Annotated in this window: 21 protein-coding genes; 4 read left to right on the top strand and 17 right to left on the bottom strand. The window is 68.7% G+C overall.

Annotated features, from left to right (window positions below; genetic code table 11):
• Nucleotides 1-8 precede the first annotated feature (8 nt).
• Nucleotides 9-761 carry a HesA/MoeB/ThiF family protein gene (locus HWX00_RS32505; RefSeq protein ID WP_034189220.1) on the top strand — a complete coding sequence of 251 codons (753 nt, stop codon included), beginning with the start codon at nt 9-11 and terminating at the stop codon, nt 759-761.
• Between the two features lie 66 nt (nt 762-827).
• Here HWX00_RS32505 and ptsP read toward each other — a convergent pair whose 3' ends face one another.
• The 7 genes from ptsP to HWX00_RS32540 all read right to left on the bottom strand — a co-directional run bounded on the left by ptsP (nt 828) and on the right by HWX00_RS32540 (nt 8,251).
• Nucleotides 828-2,600, bottom strand: coding sequence for a phosphoenolpyruvate--protein phosphotransferase (gene ptsP / locus HWX00_RS32510; protein ID WP_124608972.1), 1,773 nt, complete (start codon nt 2,598-2,600; stop codon nt 828-830).
• Nucleotides 2,601-2,801: 201 nt separating this feature from the next.
• Nucleotides 2,802-3,071, bottom strand: coding sequence for an HPr family phosphocarrier protein (locus tag HWX00_RS32515; protein WP_011353292.1), 270 nt, complete (start codon nt 3,069-3,071; stop codon nt 2,802-2,804).
• A gap of 73 nt (nt 3,072-3,144) precedes the next feature.
• Nucleotides 3,145-3,615, bottom strand: a complete 471-nt coding sequence (locus HWX00_RS32520) for a PTS sugar transporter subunit IIA (protein WP_021163157.1) — start codon at nt 3,613-3,615, stop codon at nt 3,145-3,147.
• Between the two features lie 231 nt (nt 3,616-3,846).
• Nucleotides 3,847-4,803 carry a glutathione synthase gene (gene gshB, locus HWX00_RS32525; protein WP_034189219.1) on the bottom strand — a complete coding sequence of 319 codons (957 nt, stop codon included), beginning with the start codon at nt 4,801-4,803 and terminating at the stop codon, nt 3,847-3,849.
• 27 nt (nt 4,804-4,830) lie between these two features.
• Entirely contained in the window at nt 4,831-6,120 is a 1,290-nt protein-coding gene (gshA, locus tag HWX00_RS32530; RefSeq protein ID WP_034189218.1) for a glutamate--cysteine ligase, read from the bottom strand.
• Nucleotides 6,121-6,363: 243 nt separating this feature from the next.
• Nucleotides 6,364-7,875, bottom strand: coding sequence for an ammonium transporter (locus HWX00_RS32535; RefSeq protein ID WP_034189217.1), 1,512 nt, complete (start codon nt 7,873-7,875; stop codon nt 6,364-6,366).
• 37 nt (nt 7,876-7,912) lie between these two features.
• Complete coding sequence (locus HWX00_RS32540; RefSeq protein ID WP_006398175.1) at nt 7,913-8,251, bottom strand: P-II family nitrogen regulator; 339 nt, start codon at nt 8,249-8,251, stop codon at nt 7,913-7,915.
• A gap of 355 nt (nt 8,252-8,606) precedes the next feature.
• On the opposite strand from HWX00_RS32540, the gene HWX00_RS32545 reads away from it, so the two are divergent.
• Entirely contained in the window at nt 8,607-8,858 is a 252-nt protein-coding gene (locus HWX00_RS32545) for an accessory factor UbiK family protein (protein ID WP_006489451.1), read from the top strand.
• Nucleotides 8,859-9,124: 266 nt separating this feature from the next.
• Entirely contained in the window at nt 9,125-10,723 is a 1,599-nt protein-coding gene (locus HWX00_RS32550; RefSeq protein ID WP_034189216.1) for a YifB family Mg chelatase-like AAA ATPase, read from the top strand.
• 332 nt (nt 10,724-11,055) lie between these two features.
• On the opposite strand, the gene HWX00_RS32555 is transcribed toward HWX00_RS32550, so the two are convergent.
• Entirely contained in the window at nt 11,056-11,628 is a 573-nt protein-coding gene (locus HWX00_RS32555) for a hypothetical protein (protein WP_059558780.1), read from the bottom strand.
• A gap of 162 nt (nt 11,629-11,790) precedes the next feature.
• Between HWX00_RS32555 and HWX00_RS32560 the strand changes: the two genes are divergently transcribed.
• Nucleotides 11,791-12,327: a peroxiredoxin family protein gene (locus HWX00_RS32560; RefSeq protein WP_059558783.1), complete on the top strand. Its 537-nt coding sequence runs from the start codon at nt 11,791-11,793 to the stop codon at nt 12,325-12,327.
• Nucleotides 12,328-12,424: 97 nt separating this feature from the next.
• Here HWX00_RS32560 and HWX00_RS32565 read toward each other — a convergent pair whose 3' ends face one another.
• The 9 genes from HWX00_RS32565 to HWX00_RS32605 all read right to left on the bottom strand — a co-directional run bounded on the left by HWX00_RS32565 (nt 12,425) and on the right by HWX00_RS32605 (nt 25,377).
• Nucleotides 12,425-13,780, bottom strand: a complete 1,356-nt coding sequence (locus tag HWX00_RS32565; protein ID WP_034189213.1) for a sigma-54-dependent transcriptional regulator — start codon at nt 13,778-13,780, stop codon at nt 12,425-12,427.
• 89 nt (nt 13,781-13,869) lie between these two features.
• Complete coding sequence (locus tag HWX00_RS32570) at nt 13,870-15,879, bottom strand: sensor histidine kinase (protein WP_175029274.1); 2,010 nt, start codon at nt 15,877-15,879, stop codon at nt 13,870-13,872.
• A gap of 4 nt (nt 15,880-15,883) precedes the next feature.
• Nucleotides 15,884-17,173, bottom strand: coding sequence for a dicarboxylate/amino acid:cation symporter (locus tag HWX00_RS32575; protein ID WP_034189211.1), 1,290 nt, complete (start codon nt 17,171-17,173; stop codon nt 15,884-15,886).
• Between the two features lie 359 nt (nt 17,174-17,532).
• Complete coding sequence (locus HWX00_RS32580) at nt 17,533-19,218, bottom strand: cation acetate symporter (RefSeq protein ID WP_034189296.1); 1,686 nt, start codon at nt 19,216-19,218, stop codon at nt 17,533-17,535.
• A gap of 11 nt (nt 19,219-19,229) precedes the next feature.
• Nucleotides 19,230-19,535 (bottom strand): DUF485 domain-containing protein, encoded by a 306-nt coding sequence (locus tag HWX00_RS32585; protein ID WP_014895931.1) that lies wholly within the window; start codon nt 19,533-19,535, stop codon nt 19,230-19,232.
• A 97-nt stretch (nt 19,536-19,632) separates the two neighbouring features.
• Entirely contained in the window at nt 19,633-20,838 is a 1,206-nt protein-coding gene (locus HWX00_RS32590; RefSeq protein ID WP_175029273.1) for a CaiB/BaiF CoA transferase family protein, read from the bottom strand.
• A 29-nt stretch (nt 20,839-20,867) separates the two neighbouring features.
• Nucleotides 20,868-22,004, bottom strand: coding sequence for an acyl-CoA dehydrogenase family protein (locus tag HWX00_RS32595; RefSeq protein WP_175029272.1), 1,137 nt, complete (start codon nt 22,002-22,004; stop codon nt 20,868-20,870).
• Between the two features lie 14 nt (nt 22,005-22,018).
• On the bottom strand, nt 22,019-23,215 hold the full coding sequence (locus HWX00_RS32600; protein WP_175029271.1) for an acyl-CoA dehydrogenase family protein: 1,197 nt from the start codon (nt 23,213-23,215) through the stop codon (nt 22,019-22,021).
• A 29-nt stretch (nt 23,216-23,244) separates the two neighbouring features.
• Nucleotides 23,245-25,377 carry a 3-hydroxyacyl-CoA dehydrogenase NAD-binding domain-containing protein gene (locus tag HWX00_RS32605; protein ID WP_175029270.1) on the bottom strand — a complete coding sequence of 711 codons (2,133 nt, stop codon included), beginning with the start codon at nt 25,375-25,377 and terminating at the stop codon, nt 23,245-23,247.
• Nucleotides 25,378-25,441: the final 64 nt, after the last annotated feature.

The raw sequence follows: 25,441 nt of genomic DNA on the forward strand, positions 1-25,441 counted from the left end.
GACTCCCCATGAACGACGATCAACTCCTGCGCTACTCCCGACACATCCTCGTCGACGAAATCGGCATCGACGCGCAGCAGCGCTTTCTCGACGCGCATGCGATCGTCGTCGGCGCGGGCGGCCTCGGCTCGCCCGCCGCGATGTACCTCGCGGCATCGGGTGTCGGCACGATCACGCTCGTCGACGCCGATACGGTCGACCTCACGAACCTGCAGCGGCAGATCCTGCACGTGACGGCATCGGTCGGCCGCAGCAAGGTCGAATCGGGGCGCGACGCACTCGCGCAGCTGAACCCCGAGGTGAAGGTGAACGCGGTCGCGGCACGCGTCGACGATGCGTGGCTCGACACGCACGTCCCGCGGGCGACCGTCGTGCTCGACTGCACCGACAACTTCGCGACGCGCCACGCGATCAACCGCGCGTGCGTCGCGCACGGCGTGCCGCTCGTGTCGGGCGCCGCACTGCGTTTCGACGGCCAGATCAGCACGTTCGACTTCCGCGATCCGGCCGCGCCCTGCTATGCGTGCGTGTTCCCGGAAGACCAGCCGTTCGAGGAAGTCGCGTGCGCGACGATGGGCGTGTTCGCACCGACGGTCGGGATCATCGGCGCGATGCAGGCGGCCGAAGCGCTGCGCGTGATCGGCGGCATCGGCAAGACGCTCAACGGGCGGCTGATGATGCTCGATTCGCTGCGAATGGAGTGGACGACGATGAAAATCGCGCGCCAGGCCGACTGCCCCGTGTGCGGGGGCCGGCACTGACGCGCGACGGGCAGGCGCCGAGCGGCGCCTGCGCGACACGGCGACAGCGAGCGGCGACCTGGCCGCCTAGGCGGCCGCATCCGCCCGCGGCTCGGCGACCGACAACCGCTGCAACGCCGCCTGCACCTCTTCCGGCTCGAACGCCGCGAGCACGTCGGCCGTCGGCTTCTCGAGCGCCTTCAGATGCGCGCGCAGGATCTCCTGCTTCACGACGAGCAGCTGGCTCGGGTGCATCGAGAACTCGGTGAGCCCCATCCCGAGCAACAGGCGCGTGAGCGCCGGATCGCCCGCCATCTCCCCGCACACCGACACCGACACGCCCGCGCGCTTCGCTTCGCGCAGCGTATAGGCGATCAGGTGCAGCACGGCCGGATGCAGCGGGTCGTACAGGTGCGCGACCGCGTTGTCGGCGCGGTCGATCGCGAGCGTGTACTGGATCAGGTCGTTCGTGCCGATCGACAGGAAATCGAACCGCTTCAGGAACAGCGGCAGCGCGATCGCCGCGGCCGGAATCTCGATCATCGCGCCGATGCGCACGTTCCGGTCGTACGCGAGCCCCGCATCGTCGAGCTGGCGCTTCGCCTCGCGGATCAGGTCGAGCGTCTGGTCGATTTCCTGCGCGTGCGCGAGCATCGGGATCAGGATCTTCACCTGGCCGAACGCGGACGCGCGCAGGATCGCCCGCAGCTGCGTGAGGAACATCTGCGGCTCGGACAGGCTCCAGCGGATCGCGCGCAGGCCGAGCGCCGGGTTCGGCGCGGTTTCGTAGCCTTCGTCGAGCGCCTCGAGCGGCTTGTCCGCGCCGACGTCGATCGTGCGGATCGTCACCGGCATGCCCTTCATCCACTCGACGGCGCGCTTGTACGCGGCGAACTGCTCCTCCTCTTCCGGCATCTCCTTCTGATGCATGAACAGGAACTCGGAGCGGAACAGGCCGACGCCGACCGCACCGGCCTCGACGGCCGCCTTCGCGTCGTCGGGCAGCTCGATGTTCGCGTACAGCTCGATCTTGGTGCCGCACAAGGTTTGCGTCGGCGAGAACTTCAGCCGCTGCAGCTTGCGCTGCTCCAGCTGCTTCTCGGACTGGCGGTACGAATATTCCTCGAGGACGATCGGCGCGGGATCGACGATCACGATGCCCTGGTCGCCGTCGACGATGATCAGGTCGTCCTGGCGGATCAGCGCGCTCGCGTGCTGCACGCCGACCGCGGCCGGAATGCCGAGACTGCGCGCGACGATCGCCGTGTGCGACGTGCGCCCGCCGAGATCGGTGACGAACGCCTGGAACGACTGCGTCTTGAACTGCATCATGTCGGCCGGCGCGATGTCGTGCGCGACGACGATCATCTCGTTCGTGCCGTTCCTGGCCGCGCGGTCGAGCGCCTGCGACGCGGACGGCGCACCGGCCAAGGCCTTCAGCACGCGCTCGACCACCTGCTCGATGTCGGCCTTGCGCTCGCGCAGGTATTCGTCCTCGATGTCGTCGAAGTGGCGCGTGAGCAGCTCGAGCTGCTCGGTCAGTGCCCATTCGACGTTGTAGCGGCGCGTGCGGATCAGGTCGATGGTTTCCTGCACGAGCATCTCGTCGCTCAGGATCATCGTGTGGACGTCGATGAATGCGCCGACTTCGCTCGGGGTGTCGTCGGTCAGGTCGGCGCGCAGCGCCTCGAGTTCGTGATGCACGACGTCGAGCGCCGTGCGGAATCGCTCGACCTCGGCGTCGATCTGGGGTGCCTCGACCAGGTAATGGGCGACGTCGAGCGCCGCCGGCGCGATCAGATACGCTCGCCCGATCGCGATACCACGTGAGACGGGAATGCCATGCAGCGTGAAGGACACGCGCACCTCCTCTGTACAAGTAAAGCCGCGGCACACTGCTGCGATGCGCTTATGACCCCGGTTAGCGATTATAAATTCCGCGCCCCCCCGCTGACTGCATGCACCGCAGCATTGCGCATTCCGCATCAATGCTGCCGACGAAAAAAATGCCGCGAAATCCGCGGCATTCTGACTGGAAACGGCAACGATCGCGCGTGGCGATCACTGGCCTTCGCCGAACTTGTCGGCGATCAGCTTCAGCAGCGCGTCCATCGCTTCCTGCTCGTCGGACCCTTCGGTCTCGATCGTCACGGTGCTGCCGATCCCCGCCGCCAGCATCATCACGCCCATGATGCTCTTCGCATTGATCTTGCGCCCGTTGCGCGTCATCCAGACTTCCGACTGGAAGTTGCCGGCCAGTTGCGTGAGCTTGGCCGATGCGCGCGCATGGAGCCCCAATTTATTGACGATGGTGGTTTCTTGTTGAAGCATGATTCTCGGTCGGGTCGGTCGAGGCCGCCGGCGGCGCACGCCGGCGGTGTGGTCTAAAACGGAAAACGGGAAATCAGTGCGACTCGGTGCGCGGCTGCGGTTCCGGCGGAATCGGCGCGCATTGGCCGCAGCCGGTTTCCGTCGGCGGCGGCGGTGTGCCGGCCGACACCTCGTGGACGCCCTTCGCGCCGCCGGACAGCGCCTTGTCGACGAGCTTGTCGAGCGGCACGGTACGGTAGCAGACGGCCCGCACGAGCATCGGCAGGTTCACGCCCGCCAGCACGCGCACGTTGTCGAGCTTCGCGAGCTGGCCGGCGATGTTCGCCGGCGTCGCGCCGTACATGTCGGTCAGCACGACCACGCCGTTGTCTTCCCGGAGCCGCGCGAGTTCCGCGTGCGCGAACGCCATCACCTGGGCCGGGTCGCTGTCCGCCATCACGTCGATACAGCCGATGCGGGCAGGCACGCCGCCATAGATGTGCGCGATGCAGTCCCGCAGCGCGGTGGCGAGCGGAGCGTGCGCGATGATCAGGATCCCGGCCATGTCAGATCGCTCCCGGCCGCCCCTGGCGGGCCGACGCCCCGCGGCGGGGCAAGGAGCGTAGCGAGTGTGGGAAACGTTTCATGTTCAGCCTTGCAACAGTATCGGCCCGACCGCCGGGCCTTCGGTGCGCCGAAAACGGCACCTGGCAAGCGGGCATTGTAGCAGGCCGGTCAAGCGGCTCCGGCGACGGGGGGCCTGCGCGGCCGCCGCCGGGGTTGCGCGGAAAGCGGCCTACGCGGCCGCACGCTCCAGCGCGTCGATGAACATCGCGGCGACGTCGAAGCCCGTTTGCTCCATGATCTCGCGGAAGCACGTCGGACTCGTGACGTTCACCTCGGTCAGCCAGTCGCCGATCGCATCGAGGCCGACCAGCAGCAGCCCGCGCGACGCAAGCACGGGCCCGAGCGTGGCCGCGATCTCGCGATCGCGGGCCGTCAGCGGCTGCGCGACGCCGAGCCCGCCCGCGGCGAGATTGCCGCGCACCTCGCTGCCCTGCGGAATCCGCGCGAGCGAATACGGCACGGGCTCGCCGGCGATCAACAGGATGCGCTTGTCGCCCGCCTTGATCTCCGGAATGAACTTCTGGATCATCAGCGAGCGCGTGCCGTCATGGCCGAGCATCTCGATGATCGCGCCGAGATTCATCCCGTCGGCCTTCACGCGGAACACGCCCATCCCGCCCATCCCGTCGAGCGGCTTCACGATCACGTCGCCATGCTCGGCGTGGAATGCACGCAAGCGCGCCGCGTCGCGCGTGACGAGCGTCGGCGCGACGAACTGCGGAAACTCGCCGATCGCCAGCTTCTCCGAGTGATCGCGGATCGACTGCGGCTTGTTGAACACGCGTGCGCCCGCGCGTTCGGCCAGCTCCAGCATCCAGGTGGCCGTCACGTACTCCATGTCGAACGGCGGATCCTTGCGCATCAGCACCGCGCCGAACGACGTCAGTTGACGCGACTCGTGCGCGGCCGCCTCGTACCACGGACGGCGATGCAGGTCGGTCGTGTCGCCGACGATCGTCACGCGCTGCACGTCCGCCTCGACGCCCGAGCCCGTCCACGCGAGCTGGTGCGGCTGGCACGTGTACACCGCATGCCCGCGCCGGGCGGCCTCCGCCATCATCGCGTAGGTCGAATCCTTGTAGATCTTGAAATGCTCGAGCGGGTCGGCGATAAAAAGAATGTCCATGCGGGTCCTGTACGTAGCGAAGGTCCGTTACACCTGGATGGCTTCGGGATCGGTCTTTTCCAGTTCGATCGACGACGCGATCAGCGACAGCCGCGCGACGACGCCGTACATGTAGAAACGGTTCGGCGGCGCGGCGCCGGGCTTCGCGCCGGCATCCGGCAGCGCGGTGTGCTCGAAGCCGAGCGGCACGTAGTGCATGCCGGGCGCGTTCAGGTTCTGGTCGCGCTCGCGGCCGCCGTGCGTGCGGTAGAAGCCGCCGACCACGTAGCGGTCGATCATGTACACGACGGGCTCGGCCACTTCGTCGCCGACGCGCTCGAACGTATAGACGCCTTCCTGCACGATCACGTCGCGCACCGCGAGGCCGGCCTTCGACTCGGCCATCTGCGCGCGCTCCGCCTTCGACATCCGGCCGATCTCGGCCGCGTCGTGCACGGTCATCACGCCGCGCCCCGCCGTGCCCGCGTCGGCCTTCACGACGACGTACGGCTTCTCGCTGATCCCGTATTCGCGATACTTGCGCGCGATCTTCTTCAGCACGCCGTCGATCGCGTCGGCGAGCGCCTGCTCGCCTTCATGCGCCTGCCAGTCGACGCCTTCCACGTGCGCGAAATACGGATTCACCATCCACGGATCGACGCCGACCATCTTCGCGAACTTCTTCGCGACGTCGTCGTAGCACGCGAAGTGCGTCGATTTGCGGCGCACGGCCCAGCCCGCGTGCAGCGGCGGCAGCAGGTACTGCTCGTGCAGGTTTTCCAGCACGGCCGGGATGCCGGCCGACAGGTCGTTGTTCAGCAGGATCGAGCACGGATCGAAATTCTTCAGGCCAAGGCGGCGCGGCGAACGCTCGAGCGGCTCGAGCACGATCTTCTGGCCGTCGGCCAGCGTGATCGGCGTCATGTCGGTGATGCTCGGGTCGAGCGAGCCGAAGCGCACGTTCAGGCCGGCCTGACGCATGATCGTCGCGAGGCGCGCGACGTTTTCGAGGTAGAACGCGTTGCGGGTCGGCAGCTCGGGGATCACGAGCAGGTTCTTCGCGTCCGGGCAGATCTTCTCGATCGCGGCCATCGCGGCCTGCACGGCCAGCGGCAGCACTTCGGACGGCAGGTTGTTGAACGCGCCGGGAAACAGGTTCGCGTCGACGGGCGCCAGCTTGAAGCCGGCATTGCGCAGGTCCACCGAACAATAGAACGGCGGGGTGTGTTCCTGCCATTCGAGCCTGAACCAGCGTTCGATCGCAGGCGTCGCGTCGAGGATCTTCTGCTCGAGTTCGAGCAGCGGACCGTTCAACGCGGTAACGAGGTGGGGAACCATGAATCACTCGCGAGCGGGAGAATGAAGATTGTAGAGCAATTGCCTTGCCCATTTGGGGATTGTTCCCGGCTTCACAAGGATAAGGAGGAAGTTTTCGGCTATTGACCCGATAGAGTGAAGGGTTATCCGCTACGGCAGTGAGTGGCAGGAGAAAAAAAGCCCGCCGGGTAGGCGGGCCGAAGTCGCTGCGCTCATTCGGAGCGGGCGCCGTCGTCGCGGCGGCCCGCTGTTGATTCGTGAGATTTATTCCACGTGCTCGCCGTGCAGGATCACGTCGAGACCTTCGCGCTCTTCCTCTTCGGTCACGCGCAGGCCCATCGTCAGATCGATCAGCTTCAGCAGCACGAAGCTCAGCACGCCGCTGTAGACCAGCGTGATCAGCACGCCCTTCGCCTGCAGCAGCAGGCTGCCGTCGGCGCCGCCGATGTCCTTGACCGCGAACACACCCGTCAGCAGCGCGCCGAGAATCCCGCCGATGCCGTGCACGCCGAACGCGTCGAGCGAATCGTCGTAGCCGAGCTTCGACTTGAGCCAGGTCGCCGACCAGAAGCAGACGACGCCGGCGGCGATACCGATCACCAGTGCGCCCGCCACGCCGACGAAACCGGCGGCCGGCGTGATCGCCACGAGACCCGCGACCGCGCCCGACACGATGCCGAGCACCGACGGCTTGCCCTTCGCGATCCACTCGGCAAACATCCAGCCGAGCGCCGCGCAGGCGGTTGCCACTTGCGTGGTCAGCATCGCGAAGCCGGCACGGCCGTCGGCCGCGACCGCGGAACCCGCGTTGAAGCCGAACCAGCCGACCCACAGCATCGAGCCGCCGATCATCGTCAGCACGAGGTTGTGCGGCGCCATCGATTCGCGACCGTAGCCGACACGCTTGCCGAGCACGAGGCACGACACGAGGCCCGCGATACCGGCGTTGATGTGCACCACCGTGCCGCCCGCGAAGTCGAGCACGCCGTCGGCCGACAGCCAGCCGGTCGGCTCCCACACCATGTGCGCGATCGGCACGTAGACGATCAGCGACCAGAGCGTCATGAACACGAGCATCGCCGAGAACTTCATGCGATCGGCGAACGCGCCGCAGATCAGCGCCGGCGTGATGATCGCGAACGTCATCTGGTAGACGAAGTAGACCGATTCCGGAATCGTCGTCGCGAGATGGCTGACGGTCAGCGTCGTCGCCTTGTCGCCCTTGATGTAGTTCATGCCGTGCAGGAACGCGCGCGACAGGCCGCCGATGAAGCCGTTGCCCGGCGTGAACGCGAGGCTGTAGCCGACCACCGTCCACAGCACCGTGATCACCGCGGTGATCGCGAAGCTCTGCATCACGGTCGCGAGCACGTTCTTCTTGCGGACCATGCCCGCGTAGAACAGCGCGAGGCCCGGGATCGTCATGAACAGCACGAGCGCGGTGGAGGTCAGCATCCACGCGGTGTCGCCCGCGCTGATCTTCGACGAATCGACCGAGAACGGGGCGGTCGGCGCAGCCGGTGCGGCCGGCGCGGACGCGGCGGCGGCGGCCGATGCGTCGGCGGCGCCCGAAGCCGGTGCGGCGGCAGCGGCGGTGGCGGATGCGTCGGCGGCCGGCGCCGAAGCGGCCGGCGCGGCGGCGGCCGATGCGTCGGAAGCCGTGGCGGCGGGCGCGGATGCGGCCGCGGCGGACGCCGCGTCGTCGGCAAGCGCGGAGCCGACGCCGGCCGCCATCAGCGAGCCGGCCATCAGCAGGGACATCAGAAGTTTGCGCATCTTGGGTTTCCTCTTGTCGCTTGTCTTGTCTGTTCTGTTACAGCGCGTCGGCGCCGGTCTCCCCGGTGCGAATCCGGATCACTTGCTCGATCGGCGTGACGAAAATCTTGCCGTCGCCGATTTTCCCGGTGCGCGCGGCCCGCTCGATCGCTTCCACCGCCTGGTCGACGAGATCGTCGGACACGGCCGCCTCGATCTTCATCTTCGGCAGGAAATCGACCACGTATTCGGCGCCGCGATACAGCTCGGTATGCCCCTTCTGGCGGCCGAACCCTTTTACCTCCGTCACCGTGATGCCCGAGACGCCAAGCGCCGACAGCGCCTCGCGCGTCTCATCGAGCTTGAACGGCTTGATGATTGCGGTAATGAGTTTCATGAAGTCCTCTCGCTGAGTTGTCCCGTCGAATTGGTTGGAATGTTGTAACGGACTCTCCTCAGCAACTCGCATGCCATGTTGATCCGAGCACCGTCTCGAAGGGCTCGGGAACGGGGTCGCATCCCCCGATGTAAGGCGCCGAAGCCCGGCCGAATGGCCAACGCGGGCCGGTTTGCTGGCGCGGCGAAAGGAACGTTGCTAGAGTGCACGCACGTCCCGGATTACCGGGCCATTCACCCATGCCGGCGCCATGCCCGGAATTCGCGCCCCCGGCGCACCATTTCCGGTCATGCGTGCATCATGGGCACGTACGCAACTGAAGATGCACAATTTTTGTGCAAGGAAGGGGAATCACATGAAGCAACCCAGCGACGTTTTCAACGATCTGCAGTCGCGCGTCAGCGACCTGCTGAAAAACTCGCCGGCCAAGGACGTCGAGCGCAACGTGAAGGCCATGCTGTCGCAAGGCTTCTCGAAGCTCGATCTCGTCACGCGCGAGGAATTCGACACGCAGGCCCAGGTGCTCGCCCGCACCCGCGTGCGCCTCGAGGAACTCGAAAAGCGCGTCGCGGAACTCGAGCAGAAGCTCGCCGCACCGCAGGCCTGACGCCGCACCCGGCCGCAAGGTCCGGGCGCGGGCCGCCTCGCGCGGCCCGCGCCCGCCACCGCCGAGCCGCCGTTTTCGTCGTAGTTCGTCGTCCGTCGTTCTCCGCAGCACCCCGCTCTTCGCAGTCCATCGCTCTTCGCAGTTCGTCGTTTCGCAGTCCCTCGTTCTTTCCCCGCGCCACGCCGGCACGCGCGCACCGATTTCTCCGATTCCCGCGGCATGCGGCCCCGAACGGCCGTCGTCCGCCTGCTTACAGGAGCCTCGCCATGTCGCTCGCCGTGGTGCGCAGTCGCGCGCCCGCCTCCGGCCGCGCGCCGGACGTTACCGTCGAAGTCCATCTCGCCAACGGGCTGCCGTCGTTCTCGATCGTCGGCCTGCCCGATCTCGAAGTCCGCGAGAGCCGCGAGCGCGTGCGCGCCGCGCTGCAGAACTGCGGCTTCGAATTTCCCGTGCGCCGCATCACCGTGAATCTCGCGCCGGCCGACCTGCCCAAGGAGTCGGGCCGGTTCGACCTGCCGATCGCGCTCGGCATCCTCGCCGCGAACGGCCAGATCCCGGCCGACGCGCTGGCCGGCCGCGAATTCGCCGGCGAACTGTCGCTGACGGGCGCGCTGCGGCCGATGCGCGGCGCGTTCGCGATGGCGTGCGGTGCCGCGCGGGACTGGCGGGCGGGCGAAACCGGATCGGAACCGGGCTCGGGCCCGGACGCCGTCGCGACGCCGGGCTCCGCGGCGGCATCACGCGCGCCGGAGTTGTACCTGCCGTTCGACAGCGCGGCCGAGGCCGCGCTCGTGCCGGGCGTGACCGTGTTCGGCGCGCGCGACCTGCCCGCGCTGTGCGCGCACCTCGCCGATGCGCCGGACGGGCGGCTCACGCCGGTCGCGGCGCCCTGCCTCGACGGCCTGCCGGCGCCGGCCGCGCCCGACCTCGCGGATGTGGTCGGCCAGCGCGGGGCGCGGCGTGCGCTCGAAGTCGCCGCCGCAGGCGGCCATCACATGCTGATGGTCGGGCCGCCGGGGGCCGGCAAGTCGATGCTGGCCGCGCGGCTGGCCGGCCTGCTGCCGCCGCTGACCGACGACGAGGCGCTGACGTCGGCCGCGCTGCTTTCCGCGAGCCGCCTCGGCTTCTCGCCCGCGCAGTGGCGCCGGCGGCCGTTCCGTTCGCCACATCACTCGTCGAGCGCCGCCGCGCTGGTCGGCGGCCGCAATCCGCCGCAGCCGGGCGAAATCACGCTCGCGCATCTCGGCGTGCTGTTTCTCGACGAGCTGCCGGAATTCGACCGGCACGTGCTCGAAATGCTGCGCGAGCCGCTCGAAGCCGGCCGCATCACGATTTCGCGCGCGGCCCAGCAGGCCGACTTCCCGGCCGCGTGCCAGTTGATCGCCGCGATGAATCCGTGCCCGTGCGGCTGGCACGGCGATCCGTCCGGGCGCTGCCGCTGCTCGCCGGACGTCGCCGCGCGCTACCTGCGCAAGCTGTCGGGGCCGCTGCTCGATCGCATCGACATCCAGATCGACCTGCCCGCGCTGTCGCCGGCCGAGCTCGCGTCGCGCACGACGGCGCCCGGCGAGCCGAGCGCGGCGGTGGCCGCGCGCGTCGCGCAGGCGCGGGCGCTGCAGCTCGACCGGCAGGGCAAGACGAATCACATGCTGAGCGGCCGCGAGACCGACGACCTGTGCCGGCCGACCGACGAAGGCGAGCGGCTGTTGCGCGAGGCCGGCGAGCGCTTCGGCTGGTCGGCGCGCGCGTATTTCCGCGTGCTGAAAGTGGCGCGGACGATCGCCGACCTGGCCGGCGACCCGCTGCCGACGGCCGCGCAGATCGCCGAGGCGATCCGCTACCGGCGCGCGCTCACGGCGCTCTAAGCGCCCTCTTAGGACAAAATCCGGCTGTCAAGACTTGACTTATGCACAATTTAGCGAATCCGGCCCCGGATCGCGGCTCGCCGGGGCCGTTGCGTGACGGAATCCGTATCCCTTTGTTTTCATTGATCTTTCCCAAACGGCACGTGCACGGCCAAATGAGCCGGAAGGCCGTCCGGTGAGGCTCGGCGGGAAATCCGGGTGACTTTTCAACAAAGTTATCCACATGCGCTGTGGATAGTCGAAAAAACCTCGCAAAATCCGGTCACTAGCGTCGAAAGCTGCGAATGAACTTTCAGTTGTCACAGCGTGTCCGGGGCGCTCGCGGGCCGCGATCAATCGAGTTTGAACGAGCCGAAAAACTGGTCGAGCTGCTCCTGCGCGAGCGGCCGGTCGGCGATCACGACGGCCTGGTACGCGTGCCGGCCGCGCGCGGCGAGTCGTGCGACGATCGTCTTGCGCGCGCGATCCCCGCCGGCGGCGGCCCCCGCGATACGCAGCTCGATCCCGTCCACCGCGCCGCCGGCCGCGAGCGGCACCGGCACCGATGCCGTCCGCGGCGCGCCTTCGAGGTTGCGCGACAGCCCGGCGCGCAGGAAGTCGAGCGCCGTGCGACGCGTGTCGTCACGGTCGTCCGGCAACGTCAGCGTGCCGACCGCGAACACCGCGCCGTCGACGTGCGCGGCCTGCATCCGCATCGGCATCGACGTGCCGCCGATCGCCACCGGCTGCTCCTCGACGGTCGGCTTCGCCGGCAGGTCGACCGTATAGCCGGCATCGTTGTGCAGCGTGCGCCAGTCGAACGACGGCGAGCACGCGGCCAGCGCGGCGCTGATGCATGCGAGCGCGGCGAAGTGTCGCAGCGGGCGAAAAAGGGGGCGCAACGAATCGATGACTTCCTTCGGCATGGCGTGGATCGGGGACAGGCAAAACCGGCATTATCCGCCGAACCTGACAACCGGAATGCGTGGTGGCCGCCGGTGCGCGCGCCGCATTCGCGCTAAAATGGGCGCCGAATTTCGACGTCCTTTGCATCGACCCGCGTCATCGACCGACTCCGAGAGCACCTGATGAACACCACGCCTCCCGCCCGCCGCAGTGCCGGCCCCGTCCGCTACCTCGTCGCGGCCGCCGTCGTCGCGGCCATCGCCGTCGCCGGTTTCTTCGCGTTCAACGGCAAGTCCAGCGTGCCGGACGCGACGTTCACGCTGCTGTCGGGCCAGAAGGTCTCGACCGCCGGCGACCTGAAGGGCAAGGTCTATCTGGTGAACTTCTGGGCGACGAGCTGCGCGACCTGCATGCAGGAAATGCCGCAGATGGTCGATACCTACAACCGTTTCAAGGGTCGGGGTCTGGAATTCGTCGCGGTCGCGATGAACTACGATCCGCCGATGTACGTCGCGAACTACGCGCAGACGCGCCAGCTGCCGTTCAAGGTCGCGCTCGACGACGGCAGCGTCGCGAAGCAGTTCGGCAACGTGCAGCTCACGCCGACGACCTTCGTCGTCGACAAGGACGGCAAGATCCTCAAGCGCTACGTCGGCGCGCCGCAGTTCGCGGAGCTCGACGCGCTGCTCAAGAAGGCGCTCGACGGCAACGCGGCCTGAGCGCCGCAAGATCCGGCTCGACGGGCCGCGCGCAGCGCCCTTCCCGCCTACACGGACCGTACGGCCGGGCAACCCGGTTCCGCGGTCCGTTTGCTTTTCAGCGCTCGGTTTCGCCTTTCGCCGACAGCCCGTAGCGCTTCATCTTCTCGTACAGCGTCGCCTTGCCGACGTGCAGCCGGTCGGCCGTCGCGGCGACCGCGCCGCCCGTCTGGTTCAGCGCCTCGGCGATTACCGCGCGCTCGAACTGCTCGATGCGCTCCTTCAGCGTCTGGTCGTTGTCCGCGCCGTCGCCGCCCGCGCCCGTTTCCTGCGGCATGTCGGCCACGCCGAGCACGAACCGGTCGGCCGCGTTGCGCAGCTCGCGCACGTTGCCGGGCCAGTCGCGCTGCATCAGGCTCGCGCGCTGGCGGTCGGTCAGCACCGGCGCGGGCCGCCCGTAGCGCACGGCCGCGTCGAGCATGAAGTGCTCGAACAGCGGCACGATGTCCTCGCGGCGCTCGGCGAGCGGCGGCAGCGCGATCGTCACGACGTTGAGCCGGTACAGCAGGTCGCGCCGGAACGTGCCGGCCGCGACGAGCTCGCTCATGTCGCCCTTCGCGGCCGCGACGACGCGGCAGTTCACGCGGATCGGCTGGTTCGAGCCGAGCCGCTCCAGCACGCCGTCCTGCAGCACGCGCAGCAGCTTCACCTGCAGCGCGAGCGGCATGCTTTCGATTTCGTCGAGGAACAGCGTGCCACCGGACGCATATTCGAGCTTGCCGACGCGGCGCTTCGCGGCGCCCGTGAAGGCGCCGGGCTCGTAGCCGAACATCTCCGATTCGAACATCGGCTCGGGCAGCGCGCCGCAATTCACCGCGATGAAGGGCTTGTCGCGGCGCGGCGACAGCTCGTGCAGGCTGCGCGCGATCAGCTCCTTGCCGGCGCCGGTGTCGCCGTTGATCAGCACCGACGCGTCGGTCGGCGCGACGTTCGCGATCAGCTTGCGCACCTGCTCGATCGCGGGGCTGCGGCCGATGATGCGCGGCGCGACGACGTCCTTCCCGGCCAGCTCGCGCCGCAGCGCGTGATTCTCGAGCACGAGCTCGCGGCGCTCGAGCGCGCGGCGCACCGTCTCGATCAGGCGCTCGGCCGCGAACGGTTTTTCGATGAAGTCGTACGCGCCGTCGCGCATCGCCTGCACGGCCATCGAGATGTCGCCGTGCCCGGTGACGAGGATCACCGGCACGTCGGGCACGCGCTCGCGGCACTGCGCGAGCACGTCGAGCCCGCTCGCGCCGGGCAGCCGGATGTCGCTGACGATCGCGCCGGCGGTGTCCGCGACGATCGCCTTCTCGGCCGCTTCGGCCGACTCGAAGCCGGCGACGTCGAAGCCCGCCAGCTGGAGGCTCTGCACGCTCGCCCGGCGAACGAGCGCATCGTCTTCGATATAGATCACTTGCAGCCGGTTGGCCATCGTACTCACTTGCTCCTGACAGGCCGCGCGGCTGTGTCGCGCGCGGCTGCGTTGATGCCGGTCGTGCGCCGACCGGGCCTGCGACGGGTCTAGTGCGAACCCGCCGGCTCGGACACGGAGTCCGGATGATGCGTGCGTGCGCGCCGCAGCGTCAAGACGAACAGCGCGCCGCCCGACGGCGCGTTGCGCGCGGTCAGCGCACCGCCCGCGTCGCTCGCGATCGACGACGAGATCGCGAGGCCGAGACCGAGCCCGCGCCCCATTTCCTTCGTCGTGAAGAACGGTTCGAACAGGCGCGGCAGCAGGTCGGGCGCGATGCCGGAGCCGTTGTCGCGCACTTCGACCGCGAGCGTCGCGGCCGACACCGCGATCGTCACCTCGATCGCCGGCGCCGCGACGCCGGCCACCGCGTCGAGCGCGTTGCCGAGCAGGTTGATCAGCACCTGTTCGAGACGCAAATCCTCGCAGCGCGCGACGAGCGCCGGATAGTCGCGCGCCAGGTCGAGCGGTTCATCGTGCGCGGGCGACACGGTCGCGTCCTGCAGCGTCAGCGTGAGCGCGACGCCGCTCAGGCGCTCGCCGAGCAGCGACAGCACGCTGCGCAGGGCGCGCACGACGAGCGCCTGCTCGTTGCGCGGCTTCGCCCGGCCGACGAACAGCTTCAGCTGGTTCGTGATCTTGCCCATTCGCTCGGTGAGCGCCGCGATCGCCTCGAGGTTCTCGCGCGCGGCCGCCTGCTCGCCGCGATCGAGCAGCACGCGCGTGTTGTCCGAGAAGCTGCGCAGCGCCGCGAGCGGCTGGTTCAGTTCGTGCGTGATGCCGGCCGCCATCTGGCCGAGCGCGGCGAGCTTGCTCGCCTGGATCAGTTCGTCGTGCGCGGCGCGCAGCTCCTGCTCCGCGCGGATCCGGTCGCCGACTTCCTTCTGCAACTGCGCGTTCGCTTCCGACAGGTCGGCCGTACGCTCCTCGACGCGCCGGTTCAGCTCCGCGTACGCCTGCTGCAGCAGCGCGCGGCCGCGGATCATTTCGCGCACGCGCGCGCGGCGCATCCGCCAGTAGAACGCGAGCAGCGCCACCGACACGAAGCCGAAGCCCGTGACGATCGTCGCGTTGCGCGCATCGGTGTCGACGGGCGCGATCGGCGCGAGCGTGACGAGCAGCCAGTCGGGCTCGCCGATCCGGCGCTTGCTGGCAAGGAAACGCGGCGCGCGCCGGCCGGGGCCGAGGCGCACGATCTCCGCATCGGCGCCGAGCGTCTGCTCGATGCGCAGCGGCAGCGGTGTGACCGGTTGCTGCGCGTACTGGCGCGTCTCGTAGATCGACGCGGCCACGGGGCCCGTGAGCGGGCGCAGCGTGTGGTACTTCCACGCGGGCACCGACGACAGGAACACGACGCCGTGATCGTCCGCGACGACGAGCGGCTCGGACGCATCGGCGCCCTGGAACCATTCGAGATTGAGCTTCACGACGACGACGCCCGCGATCCTGCCGTCGCGCCACACGGGCTGCGAGATGTAGTAACCGGGGTCGCGCGAGATCGTGCCGATGCCGAAGAAGCGGCCGACCTGGCCGTTCATCGCGTCGACGAAATACGGGCGGAAGCGGTATTCGATCCCGACGAAGCTGTCGGGCGCGCGCCAGTTGCTGGCCGCGACGCACAGGCCGTCCGCGCCGATCACGTAGGTGACGGTCGCGTGCGCGTGTTCGTTGAGATCTTCGAGATAACGGTTGACGCGCGCGGTGTAGTCGCCGCGCTTCGGCTCGGCGAGCAGGTCCTGCACGTACGGATGGCTGCCCAGCAGGTAGGGCAGCGACTCGTAGCGGTCGAGCGTGCTCTTGAGCGCGTTGGTGGTGCGATCGACGCGCACCGCGGCATTGCGCTGCAGCTCGGCGACGCCGCGCTGCCAGGTGACCGTCCAGGTCAGCGCGCACGCCGCGACGAGCGCGGCGGCAAGCACGGCGAGGATGAGCAGGCGGCGCGTCACGGTCGAGGCTTCCTGGCGATGCGGATCGCCTATTGTGTCATAGGCCTCCGCATCCACGGGTCGAGCGCCGCGCCCCGCGCCGCCGGCGGCGGGCGCCGCCGCCTGCTCCTTCATGACGTCAGACGCCGGCCGTCTCGGTCGGCGTGACCTCCCCGCCGCCCTTCAGCGCCTGGCGCAGCTTGTTGCGGTCGAGCTCCTTCTCCCACGCGGACACGACGATCGTCGCGACGCCGTTGCCGACGATGTTGGTCAGCGCGCGGCATTCGCTCATGAAGCGGTCGATGCCGAGGATCAGCACCATGCCCGACAGCGGGATCGTCGGCACGACGGCCAGCGTCGCGGCGAGCGTGATGAAGCCAGCGCCCGTCACGCCGCTCGCGCCCTTCGACGTCAGCATCGCGACGGCCAGCAGCGTGAGCTGCTGCATCCACGTCAGTTCGATGTTGGTCGCCTGCGCGATGAACAGCACGGCCATCGTCATGTAGATGTTGGTGCCGTCGAGGTTGAACGAATAGCCGGTCGGCACGACGAGGCCGACGACCGAACGCGAGCAGCCCGCCTTCTCGAGCTTTTCCATCAGCTGCGGCAGCGCGGCTTCCGACGAGCTGGTGCCGAGCACGATCAGCAGCTCTTCCTTGATGTAGGACACGAAGCGGATGATCGAGAAGCCCGTGAAGCGGGCGATCGCGCCGAGCACGACGAGCACGAACACGACCGACGTCAGGTAGAACGTGCCGATCAGCTTGAGCAGCGGCACCAGCGAGCCGACGCCGTACTTGCCGATCGTGAACGCCATCGCGCCGAACGCGCCGATCGGGGCCAGCTTCGTGACGATGTGCACGATGCCGAACAACACGCGCGTGAGCCCGTCGATGAAGTCGGTCACGACCTTGCCGCGCTCGCCGAGGTGCGCGAGCACGCTGCCGAACAGCAGCGCGATCAGCAGGATCTGCAGGATTTCGCCCTGCGCGAACGCATCGACCATCGTGTTCGGGATGATGTGCATCAGGAAGTCAACCGTCGACTGCCCGTGCGCCTTCGCCGCGTACGACGCGACGGCCTTGCCGTCGAGCGTCGCCGGATCGATGTTGAAGCCGACGCCCGGACGCAGCAGGTGCGTGGCCGCGAGGCCCAGCAGCAGCGCGAAGGTCGACACGATCTCGAAGTACAGCAGCGCCTTGCCGCCGACGCGGCCCACCTTCTTCATGTCCTCCATGCCGGCAATGCCGGTGACGACCGTACAGAAGATGATCGGACCGATCACCATCTTGATCAGCTTGATGAAGCCGTCGCCGAGCGGCTTCATGTCGGTGGCGAGCGCCGGGTAATAGTGGCCGAGGATCACGCCGACGATGATGGCGAAGATCACTTGCACATAGAGCACTTTGTAGAAGGGTTTCTTCTTCACGATGGTTCCTGCTGAAGTAGATGAGCCGGTGGATACGGCGTCACGCGCGCAGGCGAATGTCTCAGGGGAAAGGCCACTCGCCCGCGCGGCTGCCGTGCCGCAACAAGCGATGCCTCAGGACATCCGGAGGGGGAGGAAGGCGTCGGTCATCGTTGTCTCCTTGCTTGCTGTAGTAGTTCGGCCGGGGGGAATGGCCGTGCGTTTTATATCGCAAGGTCGATGCCAGGTTTCCGGAACCCCTCAAACCGTTGTTTTCATTGTATTTCCCATAATGCGGCAGGCAAGGAAATCCGGGATTCCGGATTTCCGGAAAATATCCGTCCGGCGATCCGGACGGATTCCCTCATTCTTCAGACGAATTAGTGCTGCACGGCGCGGCCGGCCAGCAGGCCCGTCTGCGCATAGAACTCCTGCCGCGCGAACGCGTCGCGCTCGCGCCGGGCGCGCTCGCCGCGATCCGCGAGCGAGCCGACGACGATCCCGACGAACGCGAGCGGCACCGACACGAGCGCCGGGTTGTCGAGGAACACCGGCGCGTGCGCGTGATGCAGCACGTCGACCCACACCGACTTCGACAGCACCGTGAGCACCACCGCCGACGCGAGGCCGAGGCCGCCGCCGAGCACGGCGCCGCGCGTCGTCATCCCGCGCCAGAAGATCGACATCGCGAGCACCGGGAAATTCGCGCTCGCGGCCACCGCCGCGACGAGCCCGACCATGAACGCGACGTTCACGTGCTCGAACAGGATCGACAACCCGATCGCGACGGCCGACAGCACGATCGTCGACGCGCGCGAGATGCGCATCTCCAGCCGCTCGTCGGGCTTGCCGCGCGCCCACATCTGCGCATACAGGTCGTGCGAGATCGTCGTCGCGCCGGCGAGCGTCAGGCCCGCGACCACCGCGAGGATCGTCGCGAACGTGACGGCGGCGATGAATCCGTAGAACCAGTTCCCGCCGACCGCCTGCGCGAGCTTCACCGCGACCATGTTCGAGCCGCCGAGCAGGTCGTGCGTCAGGTTGAACGTGCCGTTCGCGCCGAGCCTGAAGAACTCCGGATGCTGCGCGAGCAGCACGATCGCCGAGAAGCCGATCACGAAGGTCAGCAGGTAGAAGTAGCCGATGAAGCCGGTCGCGTAGAGCACCGACTTGCGCGCCTCCTTCGCGTTCGGCACCGTGAAGAAGCGCATCAGGATGTGCGGGAAGCCGGCCGTGCCGAACATCAGCGCGATGCCGAGCGACAGCGCGTTGGCCGGGTCGCGGATCAGCTTGCCCGGCCCCATGATCGACAGCGCACCCGGATGCACGGCCACCGCGCGGCGGAACATCTCGTCGACGCTGAAGCCGAATTCGCCGAGCGCGAGCAACGCCAGCAGCGTCGCGCCGCACAGCAGCAGCACGGCCTTGATCACCTGCACCCAGGTGGTCGCGGTCATGCCGCCGAAGAACACGTAGACGACCATCAGCACGCCGACGATCAGCTCGGCCGTGCCGTACGACAGCCCGAACAGCAGCTGGATCAGCTTGCCCGCGCCGACCATCTGCACGACGAGGTACAGCACGACGATCGTCAGCGCGTTCGCGGACGTCAGCAGCCGGATCGGCCGCTGCGCGAAGCGGTACGCGACGACATCGACGAACGTGAACTTGCCGAGGTTGCGCAAGGGCTCGGCGATCAGGAACATCACGAACGGCCAGCCGACCAGGAAGCCGATCGAGTAGATCAGCCCGTCGAAGCCGAACATGAACACCATGCCGGACAGCCCGAGGAACGACGCGGCCGACATGTAGTCGCCGGCGATCGCGAGCCCGTTCTGCAGCCCGGTGATGCCGCCGCCGGCCGTGTAGAAGTCGCGCGTCGAGCGCGTGCGCCGCGCGGCCCAGCGCGTGAGCGCGAGCGTCGCGAACACGAACGCGAAGAACATCCCGATCGCGACCGGGTTCAGTTCGACCTTGTCGGGCATCGGGCCCGCGACGGATACCGCTTGCGCGGTGGAGGAAACGAGAACGGCCAGCGCGCCGAGCGCGCTCGAAGTGCGTCGCATGTCGGCCTCCGTCACGAACGCTGCAGGATCGCGTCGACGCGGCGGTCGAACGCACGGTTCGCGCGCAGCACGTAGCACGCGGTCAGGCCGATCGCGACCAGGATGATCGCGACGCCCGCGGCGATGCCGACCGTCGTCGTCGCACCGCGGTACAGCGGCGCCGCGAGCACGTGCGGCGCGAGCGCGACGAGCAGGATGAAGCCGTAGTAGGTCGCGATCATCAGCGCCGTCAGCGTGAAGCTGAAGCGGCGCCGTGCGCGCACGAGCTGCTGGTAGTCGCGGCGCGCCGTGACCGATTCGATGACGGAAAGCTCCATGGTGTCTCCAATGTCCTCTCGTCGATGTGCGAGAAGTGTCTTGTGGATGGCCGGCGCGCCAATCGATCCGCCCGCGCCGTGGCGGCACATCGATGCGTTACACGACGCGATCCGCGCGCAGCCGCGCGACCTCGTCGGCCGACATCCCGAGCCAGCCGCCGAGCACCGCATCCGTATCGGCACCCAGTACCGGCGGCGCACCGCGCACCGGCAGCCGCGCGCCGTCGAAGCGGTACGGCGGCGCCAGCACGTCGACGCCGCCCGCGACCGGATGCGGCTGCCGCGTGACGAGCCCGGCGCGGGTCGCGCGTTCGGACGTCAGTGCCTCGTGCAACCCGAGCACTTCGCCACATGGAATACCGGCATCGGCGAGCGCGGCGAGCAGTGTCGCGCGCGAGCGTCGAGCGAGTTCGCGGCGAATCTCCGGCGGCAGGTCGGCGCGGTTTTCCGAACGGCCGAGGTTGGTCCCGTAACGCGCGTCGGCCGCGAGATCGGGGCGCTCGATCGCGTCGCAGAAGCGTGCGAACTGCGTGTTGTTGCCGACCGTGATCACGAGCGGGCCGTCGGCCGCGTCGAACACGCCGTACGGCACGATCGACGGATGCGCATTGCCGTAGCGCGGCGGGTCCTCGCCCATCAACAGCGCGTCGAGCCCGTAGTACGCGGTGATCATCAGCCCGCAGTCGAACAGCGCCATCTCGAGGCGCCGCCCGCGCCCGGTCGCATGGCGTTCGTAGAGCGCGGCGAGGATCGCCTGCGCCGAGTACATGCCGGTGAACAGGTCGACCGCCGCGACGCCGAACTTCAGCGGCGGCTGGCCGGCCTCGCCGTTCAGCGCCATCAGCCCGGCCTCGCCCTGCACGACGAGGTCGTAGCCCGGCCGCGCGGCCTCGGCGCCCGACCGGTCGTAGCCGGAGATCGCGCAATGCACGAGGCGCGGATTCAGTTCGGCCAGCGCGTCGTAGCCGAGGCCGAGCTTCTCCGCGCCGCCGAACTTGAAGTTGTGGATCACCACGTCGGCCTGCGCGGCCAGTTCGCGCGCGATGCGCTGGCCCGCTTCCGTCTGCAGGTCGAGGCAGATCGAGCGCTTGCTGCGGTTCACGCTGTTGAAATACGTGGTTTCGGTGTCGCCGATCCGCAGCCCCCAGTCGCGCGTGTCGTCGCCGCGCACCGGATGCTCGACCTTGATCACTTCCGCACCGAAATCCGCGAGCACCATCGCGCACCACGGGCCGGCCAGCACGCGCGAGAAATCGAGCACCTTCACGCCGGCCAGCGGCAGCGCGCGCGGGTCGTTCGTCATTCTTGTCTCCTCCATTCGCGTGCTCGTCCTTATTGTTTCGACAGCGCGATGTAGCGCGCGAGATGGTGATCCTCGTCGCCGAGCTGGTGATCGATCATCACGAGCCGCTTCGCGTAATGCGACAGCGGCAGCTCCCAGGTCATGCCGATCCCGCCGTGCAGCTGGATGCTTTCCTCGGCGACCAGCGTGCCGATCCGGCCGATGCTGTACTTGGCCGCGGCCAGCGCGCGTTCGCGCACCGCGCGCGGCGCGTCGAGCTGCGCGGCCGCGTTGATCACGGCCGAGCGCGCCTGCTCGACCTCGAGCAGCAGGTCGGCCATCCGGTGCTGCAGCGCCTGGAAGCTGCCGATCGGCAGCCCGAACTGCTTGCGCGTGCGCAGGTAGTCGAGCGTGTGCTCCTTCGCGACATCCATCGCGCCGAGCGCTTCCGCCGACAGCGCGAGCAGCCCGTAGCCGAGTACGCGTTCGAGCAGCTCGGCGCCCGCTTCGCCGTCGTGCGCGCCGAGCGCCGCATCGGCCGCCAGCGCGACGCGGTCGAAGCGCACCTCGGCCGCGCGGCCGCCGTCGATCTTCCGGTAGTCGCGCAGCGACACGCCCGGCGCATCGGCCGGCACGACGAACAGGCCGATGCCGGCCGCGTCGTCGTCCTGCCCGGACACGCGTGCGCTGACGACGAAGAACGCCGCCTGCGCGGCCTGGTCGACGACGCCCTTCGCGCCCGTCAGCACCCAGCCGTCGCCGGTGCGTTCGGCGCGCGTGCGCACGGTCGTCAGCTCGTAGTGCGAGCCCGGTTCGTCGTGCGCGAACGCGGCGCTCGCGCTGCCGTCGATCAGCGCGGCGAGCCTGTCGCGATGCGCATCGCCGCCGGCGAGCGACAACGCGCGGCCCGCGAGCAGCGCGCCGAGGAACGGCTCGACGACGAGCCCGCGCCCCAGGCATTCGAACACCACGGCGATGTCGAAGCCCGCGCCGCCGAAACCGCCGTCGGCTTCGGGAAACAGCGCGCCGACCGTGCCGAGTTCGGCAAGGCGCTGCCACATCGCGCGATCGAAGCCTTCGGCCGACTGCGCGATGCGGTCGCGCACCGGGAACGGGTACTGTTCGGCGATGAAGCGGTTCAACGTGTCCGCCAGCATCCGGCGGTCTTCTGTGTGCTGGAAATCCATCGTCGCGTCCCTCGTTACAGCCCGAGCATCATCTTCGCGATGATGTTCTTCTGGATCTCGTTCGAGCCGCCGAAGATCGACAGCTTCCGGTTGTTGAAGTACTGCTGCGCGGCGCTCGCGGCTTCGTCCGGGCCGACCGGCTCGCCGTCGTAATCGGCAGCGAGCGCGTCGTCGACGAACGGCAGCGCGTACGGCCCCATCGCACGCCGCATCAGCGCGGTGATTTCCTGGCGGATCTGCGTGCCGCGAATCTTCAGCATCGAGCTTTCCGCGCCCGGCACGCCGCCGCCCGCGACCGCGGCCAGCACGCGCAGGTTGGTCGTGCGCATGTTCTCGAGTTCGATCTCGACGCGCGCGACGCGCGCCGCGAAGAACGGATCGTCGGCGAGCGGCCGCCCGTTCTTCGTGACCTTCGCGGCAACCGCGCGGAGCCGGTCGAGCGCGGCCGTCGAGAAGCCGATCCCCGCGATGTTGGTGCGCTCGTACGTGAGCAGGTATTTCGCGTAGGTCCAGCCGCGGTTCTCCTCGCCGACGAGGTTCTCCACCGGCACGCGCACGTCGGTGAAGAACACCTCGTTCACTTCGTGCTCGCCGTCGAGCGTGATGATCGGGCGGACCTCGACGCCCGGCGTGTTCATGTCGATCAGCAGGAAGCTGATGCCTTCCTGCCTGCGCACGTCGGTCGCGGTGCGCACGAGGCAGAAGATCATGTTCGCGTAGTGGCCGAGCGTGGTCCAGGTCTTCTGGCCGTTCACGACGTAGTGATCGCCATGGCGTACCGCGCTCGTCTTCACCGCCGCGAGATCGGAGCCGGCGCCCGGCTCCGAGTAGCCCTGGCACCACCAGTCGGTGCCGTCGAGAATGCGCGGCAGCCAGTGACGTTTCTGCGCTTCGTCGCCGTACTTGATCAGCACGGGGCCGAGCATGTTCACGCCGAACGGCACGATACGGGGCGCGCCCGCGAGCGCGCATTCGTTGTCGAACAGGAACTTCTGCGCGACGCTCCAGCCGGGGCCGCCGTATTCGCGCGGCCAGTGGCTCGCGAGCCAGCCGCGCGCGTTGAGTGTCGCGTGCCATTCGCGCATGTCGTCGCGCGTGAGATGCAGGCCGCCCTTCACCTTGCGCGCGATGCGCTCGGGCAGTTCGGCTTGCAGGAAGCGCTGCACTTCCGTGCGGAAGGCTTCCTCTTCGGGCGTGAAATTGAGGTCCATCTTCGTTCCGTTGCGAATGCGGTGGGCGTTCAGTCGACGCGGTTCAGGCTCGCGAAATCCGCGCCGCGCGCGACGAGATCGACGAGCAGCGGCGACGGCTTCCAGAACAGCGGATCATCCTTCGCGAACGCGCGGATATCGGCGAGCACGTTCGCGAGGCCGATCGTGTCCGCGTAGTGCATCGGGCCGCCGCGATAGCGCGGGAAGCCGTAGCCGTACAGGAACACCGCGTCGACGTCGAGCGGGCGCAGCGCGATCTTCTCGTGCACGACGTTCGCGCCTTCGTTGATCATCGCGGCGAGGTAGCGGCGCAGGATTTCGTCGGCGGTGAACGTGCGCGGCGTGATGCCCTTCCTCGCACGCTCGGCCGCGACGATCGCGTCGACTTCCGGGTCCGGCGTGCCGACACGCGCGCCGTCCGGGTACAGGTAGTAGCCGCGCGCGGTCTTCTGCCCGAACCAGCCGCGCTCGCACAGCCGGTCGGAAATCTCGACGTAGCGTGCGCGCGGGTCGCGCGTCGCCGCGCGGCGCTTGCGGGTGGCCCAGCCGATGTCGCCGCCCGCGAGGTCGACGACCTGGAACGGGCCCATCGGGAAGCCGAAGTCGCGCACCGCGCGATCGATCTGGTACGGCGACGCACCGTCTTCCATCAGGTAGTCGGCCGCCGTGCGATAGACGGCGAGGATCCGGTTGCCGATGAAGCCGTCGCACACGCCCGCGCGCACCGGCGTCTTCCTCAGTTGCTTCGCCAGCGCGAACGCGGTCGCGACGACGTCCGCGCTCACGCGCGCCGGCACGACGATCTCGAGCAGCTTCATCACGTTGGCCGGCGAGAAGAAATGCAGGCCGATCACGTCGGCCGGCCGGTCGATGCTCGCGGCCAGCGCGTCGATGTCGAGATACGACGTGTTGGTCGCGAGCACCGCGCCCGGCTTGCACACGCGTGCGAGTTCGGCGAACACGGCCTGCTTCACCGCCATGTCCTCGAACACGGCCTCGATCACGACGTCGGCCTGCGCGAGCGCGTCGTACGACGTGCTGCCCTTGAAGCGCGCGAGCCGCGCCGCGTGCGCGGCCGGCGTCATGCGCCCTTTCGCGACGAGGCCGTCGTACACCTTCTCGACGTGCGCACGGCCGCGCGCGAGCGATGCTTCGTCGCGCTCGATCATCGTTACCGGCAAACCCGCGTCGAGCGCCGCGACCGCGATGCCCGCGCCCATCGTGCCGCCGCCGACCACGCCGATCCGCTCGACCGGCCGCGCGCTCGCGCGCCGCGCCTCGGGCGCCTTCGCCGCTTCACGCTCGGCGAAGAACGCATGCACGAGGCCCGCGCGCTGCGGACTGTCGAGGCATTGCAGGAACAGGCCGCGTTCGAACTTCATCCCCGCGTCGAACGACTGCGTGAGCGCGGCCTCGACCGCGTCGACGATCTTCGCCGGCGAGAACAGCCCGCGCGATTTCTTCGGCAACTCCGCACGCGCCGCGTCGATCGCGGCCTGCGCGGCCGCACGGTCGGCAAGGCCCCGCGCATCGCGCGTGCGGCGCACCGGCGCGCCGAGCGACACGAGTTCCTGCGCGTAGGCGAGCCCTTCGGCGAGCGTGTCGTCGCTGTGCGCGACGCGGTCGACCAGGCCGAGCGTGAGCGCTTCCTCGGCGCTCGCATGGCGGCCCGTCAGCATCAGGTCGAGCGCGGCCTTCGCGCCGATCAGGCGCGGCGCACGCTGCGTGCCGCCCGCGCCGGGCAGCAGGCCGAGCGTGACTTCGGGCAGCCCGAGCTTCGCGCCGGGCACCGCGAGCCGGTAATGCGCGGCGAGCGCGACTTCGAGGCCGCCGCCGAGCGTCGCGCCGTGCAGCGCGACCACGACCGGCTTCGTGCCCGATTCGATCCGCTCGCAGACGTCGGGGAGCGACGGCGGCACCGGCGGCTTGCCGAATTCGCGGATGTCGGCGCCCGCGATGAAGTTGCGGCCGGCGCCGACGATCAGCACCGCGCGGATCGCGTCGTCGGCCTGCGCGGCGTCGATCGCGTCGGCCAGGCCGCGCCGCACGTCGGCGGACAGGGCATTGACGGGCGGATGGTCGATCGTGACGACGAGCACCTTGTCGCGGCGCTCGCGCGTGACCGTGCCGGCTTGGGGGGGTGCCCCTATGTGTTTCGTCAAGCGTTAGGGGCTGACTTGGGTTGGTAAATGGTGCCGTCGCGCAGCATGGCGAACAGGACGTCGC

The organism is Burkholderia seminalis DSM 23518 (genome assembly GCF_902832885.1).
Lineage (GTDB): Bacteria > Pseudomonadota > Gammaproteobacteria > Burkholderiales > Burkholderiaceae > Burkholderia > Burkholderia seminalis.

Excerpts from the sequence above, each read along its gene's own strand:
- HWX00_RS32600 (WP_175029271.1), bottom strand. The coding sequence starts at position 23,215 with ATGGACCTCAATTTCACGCCCGAAGAGGAAGCCTTCCGCACGGAAGTG.
- HWX00_RS32520 (WP_021163157.1), bottom strand. The coding sequence starts at position 3,615 with ATGGCCGGGATCCTGATCATCGCGCACGCTCCGCTCGCCACCGCGCTG.
- HWX00_RS32535 (WP_034189217.1), bottom strand. The coding sequence starts at position 7,875 with ATGCGCAAACTTCTGATGTCCCTGCTGATGGCCGGCTCGCTGATGGCG.
- HWX00_RS32595 (WP_175029272.1), bottom strand. The coding sequence starts at position 22,004 with ATGGATTTCCAGCACACAGAAGACCGCCGGATGCTGGCGGACACGTTG.
- HWX00_RS32545 (WP_006489451.1), top strand. The coding sequence starts at position 8,607 with ATGAAGCAACCCAGCGACGTTTTCAACGATCTGCAGTCGCGCGTCAGC.
- HWX00_RS32550 (WP_034189216.1), top strand. The coding sequence starts at position 9,125 with ATGTCGCTCGCCGTGGTGCGCAGTCGCGCGCCCGCCTCCGGCCGCGCG.
- HWX00_RS32540 (WP_006398175.1), bottom strand. The coding sequence starts at position 8,251 with ATGAAACTCATTACCGCAATCATCAAGCCGTTCAAGCTCGATGAGACG.
- HWX00_RS32560 (WP_059558783.1), top strand. The coding sequence starts at position 11,791 with ATGAACACCACGCCTCCCGCCCGCCGCAGTGCCGGCCCCGTCCGCTAC.
- gshA (WP_034189218.1), bottom strand. The coding sequence starts at position 6,120 with ATGGTTCCCCACCTCGTTACCGCGTTGAACGGTCCGCTGCTCGAACTC.
- HWX00_RS32515 (WP_011353292.1), bottom strand. The coding sequence starts at position 3,071 with ATGCTTCAACAAGAAACCACCATCGTCAATAAATTGGGGCTCCATGCG.
- HWX00_RS32555 (WP_059558780.1), bottom strand. The coding sequence starts at position 11,628 with ATGCCGAAGGAAGTCATCGATTCGTTGCGCCCCCTTTTTCGCCCGCTG.
- HWX00_RS32570 (WP_175029274.1), bottom strand. The coding sequence starts at position 15,879 with ATGAAGGAGCAGGCGGCGGCGCCCGCCGCCGGCGGCGCGGGGCGCGGC.
- gshB (WP_034189219.1), bottom strand. The coding sequence starts at position 4,803 with ATGGACATTCTTTTTATCGCCGACCCGCTCGAGCATTTCAAGATCTAC.
- HWX00_RS32585 (WP_014895931.1), bottom strand. The coding sequence starts at position 19,535 with ATGGAGCTTTCCGTCATCGAATCGGTCACGGCGCGCCGCGACTACCAG.
- HWX00_RS32590 (WP_175029273.1), bottom strand. The coding sequence starts at position 20,838 with ATGACGAACGACCCGCGCGCGCTGCCGCTGGCCGGCGTGAAGGTGCTC.
- HWX00_RS32565 (WP_034189213.1), bottom strand. The coding sequence starts at position 13,780 with ATGGCCAACCGGCTGCAAGTGATCTATATCGAAGACGATGCGCTCGTT.
- HWX00_RS32580 (WP_034189296.1), bottom strand. The coding sequence starts at position 19,218 with ATGCGACGCACTTCGAGCGCGCTCGGCGCGCTGGCCGTTCTCGTTTCC.
- HWX00_RS32505 (WP_034189220.1), top strand. The coding sequence starts at position 9 with ATGAACGACGATCAACTCCTGCGCTACTCCCGACACATCCTCGTCGAC.